This window comes from Lysobacter antibioticus HS124, from assembly GCF_000336385.2.
Lineage (GTDB): Bacteria > Pseudomonadota > Gammaproteobacteria > Xanthomonadales > Xanthomonadaceae > Lysobacter > Lysobacter firmicutimachus.
Genome location: NZ_HG424441.1, coordinates 1 through 14,624 on the forward strand (window position 1 = coordinate 1; position 14,624 = coordinate 14,624).

Annotated in this window: 10 protein-coding genes; 9 read left to right on the top strand and 1 reads right to left on the bottom strand. The window is 63.6% G+C overall.

What is annotated here, in order from left to right; translation table 11 throughout:
* The first annotated feature begins 179 nt into the window (after window positions 1-179).
* The 9 genes from TX83_RS00185 to TX83_RS00225 all read left to right on the top strand — a co-directional run bounded on the left by TX83_RS00185 (window position 180) and on the right by TX83_RS00225 (window position 12,359).
* Window positions 180-1,550: a pyridoxal-phosphate dependent enzyme gene (locus TX83_RS00185; RefSeq protein ID WP_064745886.1), complete on the top strand. Its 1,371-nt coding sequence runs from the start codon at window positions 180-182 to the stop codon at window positions 1,548-1,550.
* Between the two features lie 239 nt (window positions 1,551-1,789).
* Window positions 1,790-2,971: a cystathionine gamma-synthase gene (locus tag TX83_RS00190; protein ID WP_064745887.1), complete on the top strand. Its 1,182-nt coding sequence runs from the start codon at window positions 1,790-1,792 to the stop codon at window positions 2,969-2,971.
* A gap of 48 nt (window positions 2,972-3,019) precedes the next feature.
* The gene (locus TX83_RS00195; RefSeq protein WP_064745921.1) at window positions 3,020-4,363 is read left to right on the top strand and encodes a glycosyltransferase family 4 protein; all 1,344 of its coding nucleotides are present in this window, start codon (window positions 3,020-3,022) and stop codon (window positions 4,361-4,363) included.
* An 87-nt stretch (window positions 4,364-4,450) separates the two neighbouring features.
* A complete protein-coding gene (locus TX83_RS00200) occupies window positions 4,451-5,245 on the top strand; it encodes an ABC transporter permease (protein WP_087960642.1) in 795 nt (264 codons plus the stop codon).
* A complete protein-coding gene (locus TX83_RS00205; RefSeq protein WP_064745888.1) occupies window positions 5,242-6,474 on the top strand; it encodes an ABC transporter ATP-binding protein in 1,233 nt (410 codons plus the stop codon). Before TX83_RS00200 ends, TX83_RS00205 begins: the two co-directional genes overlap by 4 nt.
* Before the next feature lie 99 nt (window positions 6,475-6,573).
* Window positions 6,574-7,965 (top strand): class I SAM-dependent methyltransferase, encoded by a 1,392-nt coding sequence (locus TX83_RS00210; RefSeq protein WP_064745889.1) that lies wholly within the window; start codon window positions 6,574-6,576, stop codon window positions 7,963-7,965.
* Window positions 7,962-8,882, top strand: a complete 921-nt coding sequence (locus tag TX83_RS00215) for a GDP-mannose 4,6-dehydratase (RefSeq protein ID WP_064745890.1) — start codon at window positions 7,962-7,964, stop codon at window positions 8,880-8,882. The genes TX83_RS00210 and TX83_RS00215 overlap by 4 nt, the downstream gene beginning before the upstream one ends.
* Window positions 8,879-9,853 (top strand): GDP-mannose 4,6-dehydratase, encoded by a 975-nt coding sequence (locus tag TX83_RS00220; RefSeq protein WP_064745891.1) that lies wholly within the window; start codon window positions 8,879-8,881, stop codon window positions 9,851-9,853. The genes TX83_RS00215 and TX83_RS00220 overlap by 4 nt, the downstream gene beginning before the upstream one ends.
* Window positions 9,854-9,899: 46 nt before the next feature.
* Window positions 9,900-12,359 carry a glycosyltransferase family 4 protein gene (locus TX83_RS00225; RefSeq protein WP_064745892.1) on the top strand — a complete coding sequence of 820 codons (2,460 nt, stop codon included), beginning with the start codon at window positions 9,900-9,902 and terminating at the stop codon, window positions 12,357-12,359.
* Between the two features lie 96 nt (window positions 12,360-12,455).
* Here the strand turns inward: TX83_RS00225 and TX83_RS22440 are convergent, their stop codons facing one another.
* A complete protein-coding gene (locus TX83_RS22440; protein ID WP_141233292.1) occupies window positions 12,456-14,600 on the bottom strand; it encodes a DUF7024 domain-containing protein in 2,145 nt (714 codons plus the stop codon).
* Window positions 14,601-14,624 lie beyond the last annotated feature (24 nt).

Below are 14,624 nucleotides of genomic sequence, written 5' to 3' on the forward strand. Positions count from 1 at the left end.
CCGCCCGCGGCTACCACGCCCGCGCCTTGGCGCTCATCGTCCGGATTCGTACCGGAACCGGCGAGCCCGTCGCGACCGCGGCGCCGGCACGCTGCGTTCTCCGCGGCCGGCGGGCGCAGCCCGCGGAGGCCCCGCTAGAATGGCCGGGAACCGCCGCATGGAGCGGCTGCAGGATCCGCATGGCCATTCACTCTTCCGTACTCGAACTCATCGGCAATACTCCGATCGTCAAGGCGCAGCGCCTGGATACCGGCGTCTGCGAGCTTTACTTCAAGCTCGAATCGCAGAACCCCGGCGGGTCGATCAAGGACCGGATCGGTCTGTCGATGATCGAAGCCGCCGAGAAGGCCGGCAAGATCCAGCCCGGCGACACCCTGGTCGAGGGCACCGCCGGCAACACCGGCATCGGCCTGGCCCTGGTCGCCCAACAGAAGGGCTACAAGCTGCTGCTGGTGGTGCCGGACAAGATGAGCCGGGAGAAGATCTTCAACCTCAAGGCGATGGGCGCGCAGGTCGTGCTGACCCGGTCCGACGTCGCCAAGGGCCACCCGGATTACTACCAGGACATGGCCGAGCGGATCGCCCGCGAGACCCCGGGCGCGTATTTCATCAATCAGTTCGGCAACCCCGACAACCCGGCCGCGCACGAGTTCGGCACCGGCCCGGAAATCCTCGCCCAGATGGACGGCAAGCTCGATGCGATCGTGTTCGGCTGCGGCAGCTCCGGCACCATGACCGGCCTGTCGCGCGCGTTCGCCAAGCTGTCGCCGTCGACCGAGCTGGTCCTGGCCGACCCGGTCGGTTCGATCCTGGAGGAATACATCAACCGCGGCACGCTGTCGGACAAGTCGGCGAGCTGGATGGTCGAGGGCATCGGCGAGGACTTCCTGCCGCCGATCTCGGACTTCACCCGGGTCAAGCGGGCCTATGCGATCTCCGATAAGGAAAGCTTCCTGACCGCGCGCGAACTGCTGGAGAAGGAGGGCATCCTCGGCGGCTCCTCGACCGGCACCCTGCTGGCCGCGGCGCTGAAGTACTGCCGCGAGCAGACCGAGCCCAAGAAGGTGCTGGTGTTCGTCTGCGACACCGGCAACAAGTACCTGTCGAAGATGTACAACGACTACTGGATGCTCGACAACGGCTTCATCGAGCGTCCGCGCCACGGCGACCTGCGCGATCTGATCCTGCGTCCGTACTCGCAGCGCGACACGGTCGTGGTCGGCCCCGGCGACCTGCTGGTGACGGCGTACCAGCGCATGAAGCTCTACGACGTATCGCAGTTGCCGGTGATGGACGGCGAGCACATCGTCGGCATCGTCGACGAGAGCGACGTGCTGCTGCACGTCTACGGCGACGAGTCGCGCTTCCGCGACCCGGTATCGACCGCGATGGTCAGCAAGCTCGACAAGATCCCGGTCGGCGAGCCGATCGAGTCGTTGCTGCCGGTGTTCGACCGCGGCCATGTCGCCATCGTCATGGACGGCGAACGCTTCCTCGGCCTGATCACCCGCATCGACTTGCTGAACTTCCTGCGCCGCCGGGTGCAGTGACCGGCCGGCGGGCGGGCGCGCCGCGACGGCGCGCCCGCGTTCAGGACGACCGGGCCGGGCGGCACGCCTTCCACCCGTTCAGTTCGCGACCGGGCGCACAGACTCGGTCGCGCCGGCCGCCACGGCCCGCCTGCACCCCGGCTGAAGTCCCGGCCGGCGCGAAGAGCCCCTCACCGCGGCAATGTTAGAATTCGCGGTTACGCCAAATGGCGCGACATCCAGCGAATGGGACGGATTCAATGAGCCAACAGCAGGCAAAGGGCGGGGCGTCCAAGCTCGGCCTCGGCACTCTCGCGATCCATGCGGGACAGTCGCCCGACCCCAGCACCGGCGCGGTCATGCCGCCGATCTACGCGACCTCGACCTACGCCCAGCGCAGCCCCGGCGAACACCAGGGCTTCGAGTACTCGCGCAGCCACAACCCGACCCGCTTCGCCTACGAGCGCTGCGTCGCCGGCCTGGAAGGCGGTAGCCGCGGCTACGCCTTCGCCTCCGGCCTGGCCGCGACCTCGACCATCCTCGAGCTGTTCGACGCCGGCAGCCACGTGATCGCGATGGACGACGTCTACGGCGGCACCTACCGCCTGTTCGAGCGCGTCCGCCGCCGCTCCGCCGGACTGGACTTCAGCTGGGTCGACCTCAGCGACGTCGCCGCCTTCGAGGCGGCGATCCGCCCCGAAACCAAGCTGGTCTGGATCGAGACCCCGACCAACCCGTTGCTGAAGCTGGTCGACATCGCCGCGATCGCCGCGATCGCGCGCAAGCGCGGCCTGGTGGTGGTGGTCGACAACACCTTCTCCTCGCCGATCCTGCAGCGCCCGCTCGAACTGGGCGCGCACATCGTCATGCACTCGGCGACCAAGTACCTCAACGGCCATTCCGACATCGTCGGCGGCATGGCCGTGGTCGGCGACGACGCCGACCTGGCCGAGCGCCTGGGCTTCCTGCAGAACGCGGTCGGCGGTATCCAGGGCCCGTTCGACAGCTTCCTGGCCTTGCGCGGCCTGAAGACCCTGCACCTGCGGATGAAGGCGCACTGCGAGAACGCGCAGGTCCTGGCCGAGTGGCTGGAAACCCATCCCGCGGTCGAGAAGGTGATCTATCCGGGCCTGAAGTCGCATCCGCAGCACGCCCTGGCCCAGCGCCAGATGCACGGCTACGGCGGCATGATCAGCCTCTTCGTCAAGGGCGGCCTGGACGGCGCGCGGCGGATGATGGAACGCTGCGAGCTGTTCACCATCGCCGAGTCGCTCGGCGGCGTGGAAAGCCTGGTCAATCATCCGGCGGTGATGACCCACGCCTCGATCCCGCCCGATCGCCGCGCCGCCCTGGGCATCGCCGACAACCTGGTGCGCCTGAGCGTGGGCGTGGAGGATGCGGCCGACCTGAAGGCCGAGCTCGAGCGGGCGCTGAGTGCTTAAGACCATGATCGTGGTGCGCTGGAAGCTCGCGTGCAGGAGCGCGCGCCCATGACCGCTGCCGCTTTCGACTCCACCCGCGGCCTGTTGGCGCTGTGGGCCTGGGGGCGCCGGCAAGCCTGGCTACAAGGCGTGTATCGGCTTGTTCCGCAGCGCGCCCGCTACAAGGTGTCGTTCGAACTGGCGCGCCGGGCGAGCCGACGCACCCGCTTCCCGCGAACCGAGTCCTGGTCGCGGCCCATAGCGACGTCCACGCCGGCGGCGCCGGCGGCGCCGGCGATCGGCGCGGGAGCCAACATCCTGGGCTACCTGCGCGGCCAGTTCGGTTTGGCCGAAAGCGCGCGAATGTATTCACGCGCGCTGCTCGATGCGCGTTATCCCGTGGCTCTGTTCGATGTCGCCATCGATCTGCCGCACGGTCTCGACGACCGCAGTGTCGAGGCGCATATCGGCGACGCCACGCCTTACTCAACCAGCATCCTATTCGTCAATCCCGATTGTCTGCAGCCGGCTATGGATCTCATCGGCCCGGCGCGCCTGCGCGGCAAGCGGTTGATCGCCTGCTGGTTTTGGGAGTTGCAGGACATTCCGCACGATTGGTTGCCGGCGATCGAGCTGGTGGACGAAATCATGGTCGCGTCCGAGTTCGTCAAGGACGCCTTCGAGCGGGTCACCGACAAGCCGGTGTTCTGCGTCCCGTTGCCGTTGAGCCCGGTGCCCGACAGCGGCCTGCAGCGTGGCGACTTCGGCTTGCCGGAAGATTCTTTCGTTTTCCTGTGTACGTTCGACTTCAACTCCTGGGTGCATCGCAAGAATCCGTTCGCGGTGATCGAGGCTTTTCGGCGGGCGTTTCCGCAAGGTCGCGATGACGTGCAGCTGCTGGTTAAGTCCAGCAACGGCCATCGCCACCCGGACAAGTTCCTCGAGCTGCTGGCGGCAAGCGCACAGGATCCGCGCATAGTGGTGCGCGACGAAGTCATCGACCGCGCGCATGTTCACGCCCTGCAGCGTTGCGCCGACGTCTACGTATCGCTGCATCGCGCCGAAGGCTTCGGCTTGGGGCTGGCCGAGTGCATGGCAATGGGCAAGCCGGTAATCGCCACCGGGTGGTCCGGCAACGTCGACTTCATGGACCAGGCCAACAGCTGTTTGGTTGGCTATCGGCTGGTGCCGGTAGGCGACGGAGAATATCCGCATCCCGATGGAGCGCTGTGGGCCGAGGCCGATGTGGACGAGGCAGCCGCGCACATGCGGCGCCTGGCCGACGACCGCGGCTATGCGGCGGGCTTAGGCGCGCGCGCGGCGCAGTCCGTTGCGGCGAGGTTATCTCCGCAAGCAGCTGCGGCGGCGCTGATCGCGCGACTCGAAGCCGGGTCGGTCGGAGGACTGAGCTGATGCGTTCCGGTTGCATCATCGGCGCCGCACGAATCGGATCCGCATCGTGCGGTCCGCGCGTCGCCTCGGATTTGGTTGGAGACCTCAATGCGTGACCTGATTCTCGCGATATGGCGCTATCGCTTCTTCATCGCCTCATCAATCAAGAATGATCTGCGTTCGCGTTTCGTGCGCAGCAAGCTAGGCGGCTTATGGATGATCATCCATCCGCTGATGCAGGTGCTGATCTTCGCCCTGATTCTGTCGGAGGTGCTGGCGGCCAAGCTGCCTGGCATCGACAACAAGTACGCCTATGCGCTGTACCTGATGGCTGGAATGACGTGCTGGTCGTTGTTTGCCGAGACCATCTCGCGCTTCCTGAGCCTTTTCGTCGATAACGGCAACCTGATGAAGAAGATGGCGTTCCCGCGCATCTGCCTGCCGATCATCGCGGCTGGCACCACGTTGGTGAACAACGTGTTGTTGTTGCTGGCGATCTTCGCGGTTTTTGCGGTGCTGGGGCATTTCCCCGGCGCCACGGCTTTGTGGTTGCCGTTGTTGATGTTGTTGACCCTTGTGTTGGCGATGGGCTTCGGCATGGTGCTCGGCGTGCTGAACGTGTTCATGCGCGATATCGGCCAAGTGGTGCCTGTGGTGCTGCAGGCGCTGTTCTGGCTGACGCCGGTGGTGTACGTGATCAAGGCCTTGCCGGAGCACTACCATCAGTGGTTCCGGCTCAATCCGATGTATCCGTTGGTGACCAGCTACCAGAACGTGCTCGTGTTCCAGAAGCCGCCGCTGCTGGCGGATCTGGCCTGGTTGTCCGTGTGGGCGGGAGCCTTCATGTTCATCGGTTTCTGGACCTTTCGGCGCGCCAGCCCTGAAATGGTGGACGTGTTATGAATGGCGGCGCATTGCAGGTTCATCGGCTTGGCAAGGCCTATCGGCATTGGCGCAGCGAGTGGCTGCGGGTGGCCTCGTGGTTCGGCCTCTACACCGGCGTCGCGGATGAGCATTGGGTGTTGCGCGACGTTTCGTTCTCCGTCGCGCCCGGCGAGAGCGTCGGTATCGTCGGCCAGAATGGCGCCGGCAAGAGCACCTTGCTCAAGTTGGTGACCGGCACCTCGCGGCCGACCGAAGGCGCGGTGGGCGTGCAAGGCCGGGTCGCGGCGATCCTGGAGCTGGGGATGGGCTTCAACCCCGATCTTACCGGCCGCCAGAACGCATTCCATTCGGCCGGTCTGATGGGCTATTCCGAGTCCCAGATCGCCGCCGTGATGCCCGAGATCGAGCGCTTCGCGGAGATCGGCGAGTACTTCGACGAACCGGCGCGGACGTATTCCAGCGGCATGCAGATGCGCGTAGCTTTCAGCGTGGCGACCGCGATCCGGCCTGACGTGCTGATCGTCGACGAAGCGCTGTCGGTCGGCGACGCCTATTTCGTCCATAAGAGCTTCCAGCGTATTCGCGAGTTCCGCGAAGCGGGAACGACCTTGCTGATCGTTTCCCACGATGCGGTCGCGATCCAGTCGATGTGCGACCGTGCGGTACTGCTGGATGCGGGGCGTTTGGTATTGGACGGGCCGCCGCAGGAAGTCTTCGACTATTACAACGCGATGATCGCGGACAAGGAAAACGCCTCGATCCGGATCGAGGCCAGCCAGGGCCACGTGGCCACCCATTCCGGCTCGGGCGAAGCGGTGTTCGAATCGGTCGGGTTGTTCGACGCACAGGGGCAGCCGGTCGAGTTCGTCGAAGTGGGGGCGCCGCTGACGCTGCAAGCGCGAGTCCGAGCGAACGAAAAAATTCCACGCCTGATTTTCGGCTACATGCTGCGCGACCGGCTCGGCCAGCCGATTTACGGCACCAACACCGACCACACCGCTCAGCCGGTGGAAGGCTTACGCGAAGGCGACGAAATTGTTTTCCGGGTGTGCTTCCAGGCCGATCTGGGCGTCGGGTCGTATTCAATATCGGTCGCTCTGTCGAGCACCGAAACCCATTTGGTCAAGAACTACGAGTGGCGCGACATGGCCGTGCTGTTCACCGTGGCCAACGCTGCCAAGCCGAGATTCGTGGGTCTTGCTTATCTGCCGGCCTCGATCGAGGTCCAGCATAAGCATGGAGCATGAGGCCTTAGCCGCTGGAGCGTGGTTCGCGGTGAGGGCGACCCTGCGATCCGCGCCGGCATCCAATCGAGATCGAGAGAGAGTGACATGAGTGCTTCATTTATGACGTTCGATGTCGGACACGTGCTTCGCCGCGTCCGCAACGAAGTGGCCCGGCTGGGTGGCAGCCCCGAGGCGTTGGGCGGGGATTTTCTCGACGGGGGAGAGGATTCCCTGCCGCGCTGGCGCCCGGTGACGCCTCCGCTCGAGCGCAAGGCAGCGTACACTCTGGGCGAGCTTCTGGCCTATTCGGACGAGGCTTTCATCGAAAATGCCTACATGGCGATCTTGCGCCGCCGGCCCGACGAAGGCGGCGGCCGCGCCTTGACCGAAGCATTGCGCAGCGGTCAGCTGACCAAGATCGGCGCGCTTGGCGAACTGCGCTGGTCGGCCGAAGGGATGCTGTATCAAACCCACATCGACGGGCTACTGGTTCCCTACACTTTCTTCAAATGGTCGCGCAAACGGCTGATCGGCCCGGCGCTGCGATGGGCCCACGCGGTGTTGCGGCTGGGCGACATGCCCAGGCGCGCCGCGGCCGGAGAGGCGGCGCAGAGTCGCGAGACCCGCGAACTGGGCCGCCTTGTCAACACGCTTTCGCTGGCAACCGAGGCGCGCCTGGCGCACGTCGAGTCCTGGGTGGACGCCGCCACCATCGCCGCGCGCGAGGAGGCGCGGACCGAAAAGACCTTGTTCGAGCGTTTGGCCCGGGTCGAGGCCTGGATCGATGCCCAGGCCGCCGAGAAGGCGGCGAGCGAATCGCGCGAGCAGGCCTTGGCGCCGTTGTACGTGCGCTTCGAGGAGGCGTTTCGGGGCGCGCCGGATTTGATCCGCCAGCGCGCGCTGCCGTATCTGGGAATGGTACAGGCAGCCGGCTTGGGGACGGCTGCCGCGCCGATCGTCGACGTCGGCTGCGGCAACGGCGAATGGCTGGAATTGCTGCGCGACCACGGCCTGGTCGGACGCGGCATCGATACCAACGCGACGTTCGTGCAGAGCTGCCGCGCACGCGGGCTGGATGCAATGGAAGGTGACGCCCTGGCCTTGTTGGCCTCCATGCCGGACGAGTCGGTCGGCGCCGTCACCGGCATGCACATTGCCGAACATCTGCCGTTCCCGGTCCTGGTGCAACTGGTCGACGAATGCCGGCGGGTCATCCGTCCCGGCGGAATGTTGATCCTGGAGACGCCGAACCCGGAGAATCTGCTGGTCGCATCCCACTATTTTTACTTCGACCCGACTCACCGCAATCCGTTGCCGCCGCTGGCGCTGCAGTGGCTGGCTGGGGAACGTGGCTTCGAGCATGTCACGATCGAGCGACTGACCATCGGACGGGAAATCCAGGCGCCGCCGTTGCTGCCCGAAGATGCAGCCGGCGCGGCTTCGATCAACGTCATGCTGAGCTTGCTGCACGCCGCGCCGGATTACGCGATTGTCGCGAGGCGCGGACAATGAGCGCGGCCAAGCGATTGCTCGTGACCGGCGCGACCGGGTTCGTCGGTGAGCACGTCCGCCTGGCCTGCGTCGCCGGCGGCGCGTTCTCGGGGTGGGAGTTCTGTCCCGCGCCCAAGGGCTGGAATATCTTGGAGGCCGAGCGGGTCAAGGCGCTGGTGTCCGAGGTGCGGCCGGACGGTGTGCTGCACCTGGCCGCGCAGAGCTTCGTGCCGCGCTCCTTCGAAGCGCCGCGTGAGACCCTAGAGGTGAACCTGATGGGCACCTTGAACCTGCTGCAGGCGCTGAGCGCGACGGGGTTCAAGGGGCGCATGATCTATGTGAGTAGCGGCGACGTCTACGGCCGAGTCGCCGACGAGTCGCTGCCGGTCGACGAATCCACCCCGGTCGCGCCGCGCAGCCCCTATGCGGTCAGCAAGGTTGCGGCCGAGCACCTGTGCCTGCAGTGGCAGCGCAGCGAAGGGCTCGAAGCCATGATCGCGCGGCCCTTCAACCATGTCGGCCCAGGCCAGGACGCGCGTTTCGTACTGCCTGCGCTGGCGCGCCAGGTGGCCGAGATCGAAAGTGGCCGGAAATCACCCGTCATCGACGCGGGTGACATCTATGCTACCCGCGATTTTACCGATGTGCGCGACGTGGTCGCTGCCTATGCGGCCATGCTGGCCTCCGGCGTGGCAGGGCAGACCTATCTCATTGCATCCGGAAGGGAGCGGCGCGTTCGCGACCTTCTGGATGCAATGTGCGATCTCGCCGGCGTGTCGCCGCAGATCAGGCAGGATCCGGACAAGCTCAGGCCCGCGGAACAGCGCCGGATGGTGGCCGACGCGGGCCTGCTGCGCCGGGATACCGGCTGGATGCCGCGTATCGCATTGGAAAACACACTACTCGATATCTTGAACGACGCAAGGAATAAACTATGAGCAGCACCAAGAGCGCATTGATCACTGGCATCACCGGGCAAGATGGTGCTTACCTCTCCCGTCTTCTCCTCGGCAAAGGATACGAGGTGTACGGCGTGCTTGCTCGGCGCAGCTCTGACACGCTGTGGCGGCTTCGCGAACTCGGCATCGACACCGAGGTCCGCTTGCTCGACGGCGACCTGACCGACCTTTCCTCGATGATCCGCGCCATGGAAATCTCGCGCGCCAGCGAGGTGTACAACCTCGGCGCCCAGAGTTTCGTCGGCAGCTCCTGGCAGCAGCCGCTGCTGACCGCGCAAGTCGACGGCGTCGGCGCGCTGAACGTGCTTGAGGCGGTGCGTATCGTCAACTCGCAGGCCCACTTCTATCAAGCCTCTACCAGTGAAATGTTCGGTCTGATCCAGGCCGAGATGCAAGACGAAAAGACGCCGTTCTATCCGCGCAGTCCGTACGGCGTGGCCAAGCTGATGGCGCACTGGGCGACGGTGAACTATCGCGAGAGCTTTGGTCTGCACGCTTCCAGCGGCATCCTCTTCAATCACGAATCCCCGCTGCGCGGCATCGAGTTCGTAACCCGCAAGGTCACCGACGCGGTCGCGCGGATCAAGCTCGGTAAGCAGAAGGAGCTGCGTTTGGGCAATATCGATGCCAAGCGCGACTGGGGCTTCGCTGGCGACTACGTCGAGGCGATGTGGCTGATGACTCAGCAGGACCGGGCGGACGACTATGTGGTTGCAACCGGGTTGACGACGACTGTGCGCGAAATGTGCGAAATCGCGTTCTCCCATGTCGGTTTGAAGATGGACGATCACTTGGTTATCGATCCCAAGTTCTTCCGTCCGGCCGAAGTGGATGTGTTGCTCGGCAATCCGGCCAAGGCAAAGGCCAAGCTTGGCTGGGCTCCTAAGACTTCGTTGGCCGAACTGATCACGATGATGGTCGACGCGGATCTGCGCCGGCTGTCGCCTTGAGGCGGACGCAGCGCGCGGTACACATACGGTCGAGACAGACAGAAATATGAGAATTGCAGTAGACCTTCAGTCTTGCCAGACCGATTCCCGGGACCGGGGCATCGGGCGTTACGCGATGAGTCTGGTCGCGGCGCTGGCGATGGCGTTGCCCGAGGGCGACGAGTTGGTGATCGCCATCGACGGCACCGACGATCGGCGCGCGAGTGAGGTTCGTCGCGAGCTTCGGCGCGCTGGCGTGGGCGCGAAGGTCGTCGCATACAACTATCCGGCGAGCCGTTTCACCGATCAGTCCCAGGATCTGGTGGCGGCCGCCGGAACGTTGCGATCGCAATTCTTCCGTTCTTTGGATCCGGATGTGGTTTTGGTCAGTTCGTTCTTCGAGCTGGGCAGCAACTTCACCACCGAGCTCGACGAAGCGGTGCTCGATGGAATCAAGACCGCAGTCATCGCGTACGATCTGATCCCGCTGCTGTACCCGGACCGCTACCTGCGTCCAGGCGAGTTTGTGTCCAGCTGGTATCCGGCGAAGATCGAACGGTTCAAGAAGTTCGATATGTTCTTTGCCATTTCCAAGGCGACCAAGCGCGATCTGATCGAGCATCTTGGAATCGAGCCGGAGCGCATCCACGTCATCGACGCGGGCTGGGACGACAAGCTCGCTGTGTCGGCGCACAGCGACGGAGTCGATCGGATCACGGAGCTGGGCATCGATAGGCCGTACGTTCTGATGGTCGGCAACGCCGACTGGCGCAAAAACTGCATGGGCGTCCTGCGCGCATTCTCGGATTTGCCGGCCAGCGTTTCCAAGGAACACCAATTGGTGTTCACCCAGGTCGGCCAAGACGTGCGCGATGCGCTGGAGAAGGAGTACGCCCACCTGCGCGACCGGGTGATCGTAGCGGGCAAGGTCGACGAGGCCACTCTGGCCCAGTTGTACCGCCGTTGCCGGGTGTTCTATTTTCCGTCGTTGTACGAAGGCTTCGGCCTGCCTGTGCTGGAGGCGATGGCGTTCAACGTGCCGGTGCTGTCGTCCTCGCTCGGTGCGTTGCCGGAAGTCGTGCACGACGAGCGCGTCCTGTTCGATCCTGCCGATGCGGCGGCGTCAGAGAGGATACTGCGCCGGGCTCTGCAGGACGAGGCGTTCCGCGAGTCGCTCAGCCGCGGAGCGCGCGAGCACGCGCTGCAGTTCACCTGGGAGCGCTGCGCGCGTTTGCTGCTGGATGGGTTGCGCGAGCGGAGCGTCGTCGGATGCGGCGAGGAGCGCTCACCATGGATTCCGCAGAACGAGGACGTTCAGCGCTTCGCTAGGGCGATGATGCAGACCGAGGCGGATTTCGCCGCAGGCTTGAAGTTCGGACTGGAGTCGATCGCCTCGCGCGGCCGGCGCCGCATTCTGGTCGACATCACCGAGGTGGTGAGGTTGGATGCGCGCAGCGGGATCCAGCGCGTGGTACGCAACTACATGGCCGGCCTGTTCCGCGCCGCACATTCATCGAACGACGCAGTGGTCGAGCCGATCTGTTGGACCGAAGACGGCGTCCAGTACGCGCGTAGTTTCGCCCGCGAGCGCTTCGGCCTGGACTGTGAGGGCGCCGACGATCTGGTTCAGGCGTTCGCGAACGACTTGGTCTTCATGGTGGATTCGTCCTGGTGGTCGCCCAGCCGCTTCGACGAGCTGCATCGGCAGGTCGGGCGGGCCGGCGGCGAGATCGTATGGATGGTATACGACCTCGTGCCGATCAATGCGGCGGAGTACTGCGATCCGGTCATGCCACCTGTGTTCTCTCAGTGGCTGGAACATGTCGCCGCGACCGCCGACGGATGCGTGTGCATCTCGGAAGCTACGCGCGCGGACCTGGAGAGGTTCTTCGACGAACTCAAGATCGAGCCGCGGCCGTGGACGCGGAGCCTGCACCTGGGCAGCGATCTGGAATCGGGGCGGGTAGCGGCCCCGAGCGAGCTGGCTGCGGAAGTGATCGAGAAGATAGGGGCGGCCCCGCTATTCGTCGCGTTGAGCACGCTGGAACCGCGCAAGGACTACGCTACGATACTGACGGCATTCGAAGGCCTTTGGGCGACAGGCGCCGATGCTGTACTGGTGATTATCGGCAAACAGGGATGGAACGTCGAAGCCTTGGCGGAGCGCATCCGCAAGCATTCCGAACTCGGCCGGAGGCTGTTCTGGCTGGACGCGGCCGGTGACGGCGATGTGCAGGCGTTGCTATCCAAGGCCACGGCCCTCATCCAGGCCTCGGTCGCCGAAGGCTTCGGGCTGGCGGTGGTGGAGGCCGGCAGCCTCGGCGTGCCACTGATTCTCAGCGATCTCGCGGTTTTCCGCGAAATCGCTGCCGATGAAGCCTCGTATTTCGCAGTAGGTGATCGGGATGGGCTGGCCGGAATAATTTCCCAAAGTCTGCTCACGGGACGGTGGCTAAAACCAGTGGGCATACGCACCATGACCTGGGCCGAGTCCAGCTCGAGATTGCTGGCGCTTCTGATGCGTTGAGCGGAGCGCATCTGTGAGTGGGTTGAGAACCCTTCACTGTGTCGGTCAACTCCTGTATCGGAGTTCATGGCGGCTTGACTGGCGCTTGAAGCGCAGTCAGTCATATTCTATGCGTAAGCGGATCATTCCGATTCCAAGCTTGCGTACGTCCGCGCTGACTCCAAGCCGCTGCGGAGATATCGGCGCCGCCGGAATGAACTCGATGGCGTTGGTGGATTCGCCAACCAAGTCGACAGGCAATCGCACTTCCTTGCCATCTCCGCCGATTCGTAAGGCATAGCTTTGAGTCCCTATTTTGACGACCACTTTGTCGTTCTCGGGCTGGAATGCTCGGGCCGTCAGTATTAGGGAGAACTTCTTAGGCAGCGGCGATATAAGCTCCAACTTGACGCTTGGAGCGATGTTGGCGTCAGACCAGCGCCCCCATTGCTCACGTCCTGAGAGCCCTGTTGCGTCCTTGACGAAATAGGGCCAGCCGTCCTTGGAAAAATCGACTCCCTCCTTGAACGCGAGCCGCTGGGGGGCGCGCGTGGACTCGCCGGCTGCTGCGGGGATGGGGCTGGAGTTCGAGTCATCTGCCGGCTGCGCGGCATCGTGCTTTGTCGGGCCGAACTTGAAGAAAATGATTTCCCCGTCGGTTCGCGACAGGGCTGCCTTAGAGCCGTAACGTGCGGTTAGCTGTGCTAAGAGTGTGTCCGCATGGTCAGCGAAACCGCGGCGATCGATGTAGATGCCGGCAAATCCCATGCGCTCGACAACTTGGAGTTGTGTGGCCAGTGGTTGGCTGGCGAGCGTCCTATAAAACAGGTCTCCTTTGCGACCTTTCATTCCTCCGAAACTCCAGTTCAGCGCCTTTGAATGCAAGAACCCGATGGCGAGCTCATAGCTGACCAATTGGTGCACCGGCGAGGATTCCGGGAACGGCATGTAGGGAAGCTGGTAGATTGCGCTGCCAGGGGGCAATTGCCGTTCTATTTTGGCTATAAACTCGCGATCTTGATCGAACGCCTGTTCTACCTGCACGTTACAGGGTCGGCAGACTGGGGTGGATTGATCGTAAAGTCCCAAGGATCCTAGCGCCAAGCCGCAGCAGCCCAGCGTCAGTCGGCGCTTTGACGTGGGTACAAGGCGCGCAGTGAGGATCTGTATTGCTAGGAAGCAAAGCGAGATCGAGGCGAAGGCGATGAAGACGCTGATGCGGTTCCAGCCACGAATAGACGCGGAGATTGTGGACGAAAAGAGCGTGCCTAGGCCACCGATGGTGCCGAAAGCGAATAGGACCAGGGCTAATAAGGTTAGGAACGCCAATCTTTGGTCGGTGCTGCCTCCGGAAAGCCGAATCAGCAAGATCGCCCCAGCCAAAAGAAATCCTACTGTTCCGAGCGCGCCCAGCGTGGCGGTCGAATTTTCGTTCACCAACGGAAAGCTGGCCCGATAGGTGTTTCCTATCGCCGCCAAACGCGGAACGCGATGATCGGCTCGAGGCAGGATGAGTTGCATCATCTTAAGCCCGTAAACTTCTGACTCCACCGGCGATCTGGCTGCGACCTCGGGGTTAGGGCCGTTAGCCGCTCTGTTCGCCAGGCTGGGCGCAAGGTTCAGCATAGTGCCAATCACAATCAATGCGATAGCGCCGACGGCAGGAAGCGCAACCGTCGCAGTGCGGTTTCGGATGCCGGCTGCTGCTCCGGCGATGCTAAGGACAATAATACCGAAAAACGCGTAATAGACGCCGAAGCAGGCCAGTAGGATTAAGCTGGCGCAGATGGAGATGAGCTTGCAGGGTCCCAGGGTCTTCAGGTTCCCAGACGGTTCTGCAAAAAAAATCCGCAACCCGACATAAAAGAAGAGCGGTACAACAAAGTACCAGGTGTAGAAAAGATGCGGCAGCCTAAGGAAATGAAAAGGTAGAAAAGCAAACGCAAGCGACGCGCTAGCTGCCAGGTTGCGAGACAGTCCCAATGTTCTGAGCACGCAGAACGCGGCGATGAACGTCGCTGGAAAACCCAGTAGGAAGTAGAGATTGAAAGCCGACTGATAGCTGCCGGTAATGGCGCCAAGCAGTTTCAGCAACGCGAGGTTGGCTGCGTCTGAGTTTGGATAGTCGAGAAAGTTCGAACCAAATGGGTAGCCGTTGCGGGGATTATCCGATAGCCAGCCCTCCATGACACGCTGGATCATCCAAGAATGGCTCAATCCATCGCCGGAATAGATGTAAGGATAGTTCAGGTTCGGCAGCAAACCTTCAGGCCATCCTGACATTAG

Excerpts from the sequence above, each read along its gene's own strand:
- TX83_RS00185 (WP_064745886.1), top strand. The coding sequence starts at position 180 with ATGGCCATTCACTCTTCCGTACTCGAACTCATCGGCAATACTCCGATC.
- TX83_RS00190 (WP_064745887.1), top strand. The coding sequence starts at position 1,790 with ATGAGCCAACAGCAGGCAAAGGGCGGGGCGTCCAAGCTCGGCCTCGGC.
- TX83_RS00195 (WP_064745921.1), top strand. The coding sequence starts at position 3,020 with ATGACCGCTGCCGCTTTCGACTCCACCCGCGGCCTGTTGGCGCTGTGG.
- TX83_RS00200 (WP_087960642.1), top strand. The coding sequence starts at position 4,451 with ATGCGTGACCTGATTCTCGCGATATGGCGCTATCGCTTCTTCATCGCC.
- TX83_RS00205 (WP_064745888.1), top strand. The coding sequence starts at position 5,242 with ATGAATGGCGGCGCATTGCAGGTTCATCGGCTTGGCAAGGCCTATCGG.
- TX83_RS00210 (WP_064745889.1), top strand. The coding sequence starts at position 6,574 with ATGACGTTCGATGTCGGACACGTGCTTCGCCGCGTCCGCAACGAAGTG.
- TX83_RS00215 (WP_064745890.1), top strand. The coding sequence starts at position 7,962 with ATGAGCGCGGCCAAGCGATTGCTCGTGACCGGCGCGACCGGGTTCGTC.
- TX83_RS00220 (WP_064745891.1), top strand. The coding sequence starts at position 8,879 with ATGAGCAGCACCAAGAGCGCATTGATCACTGGCATCACCGGGCAAGAT.
- TX83_RS00225 (WP_064745892.1), top strand. The coding sequence starts at position 9,900 with ATGAGAATTGCAGTAGACCTTCAGTCTTGCCAGACCGATTCCCGGGAC.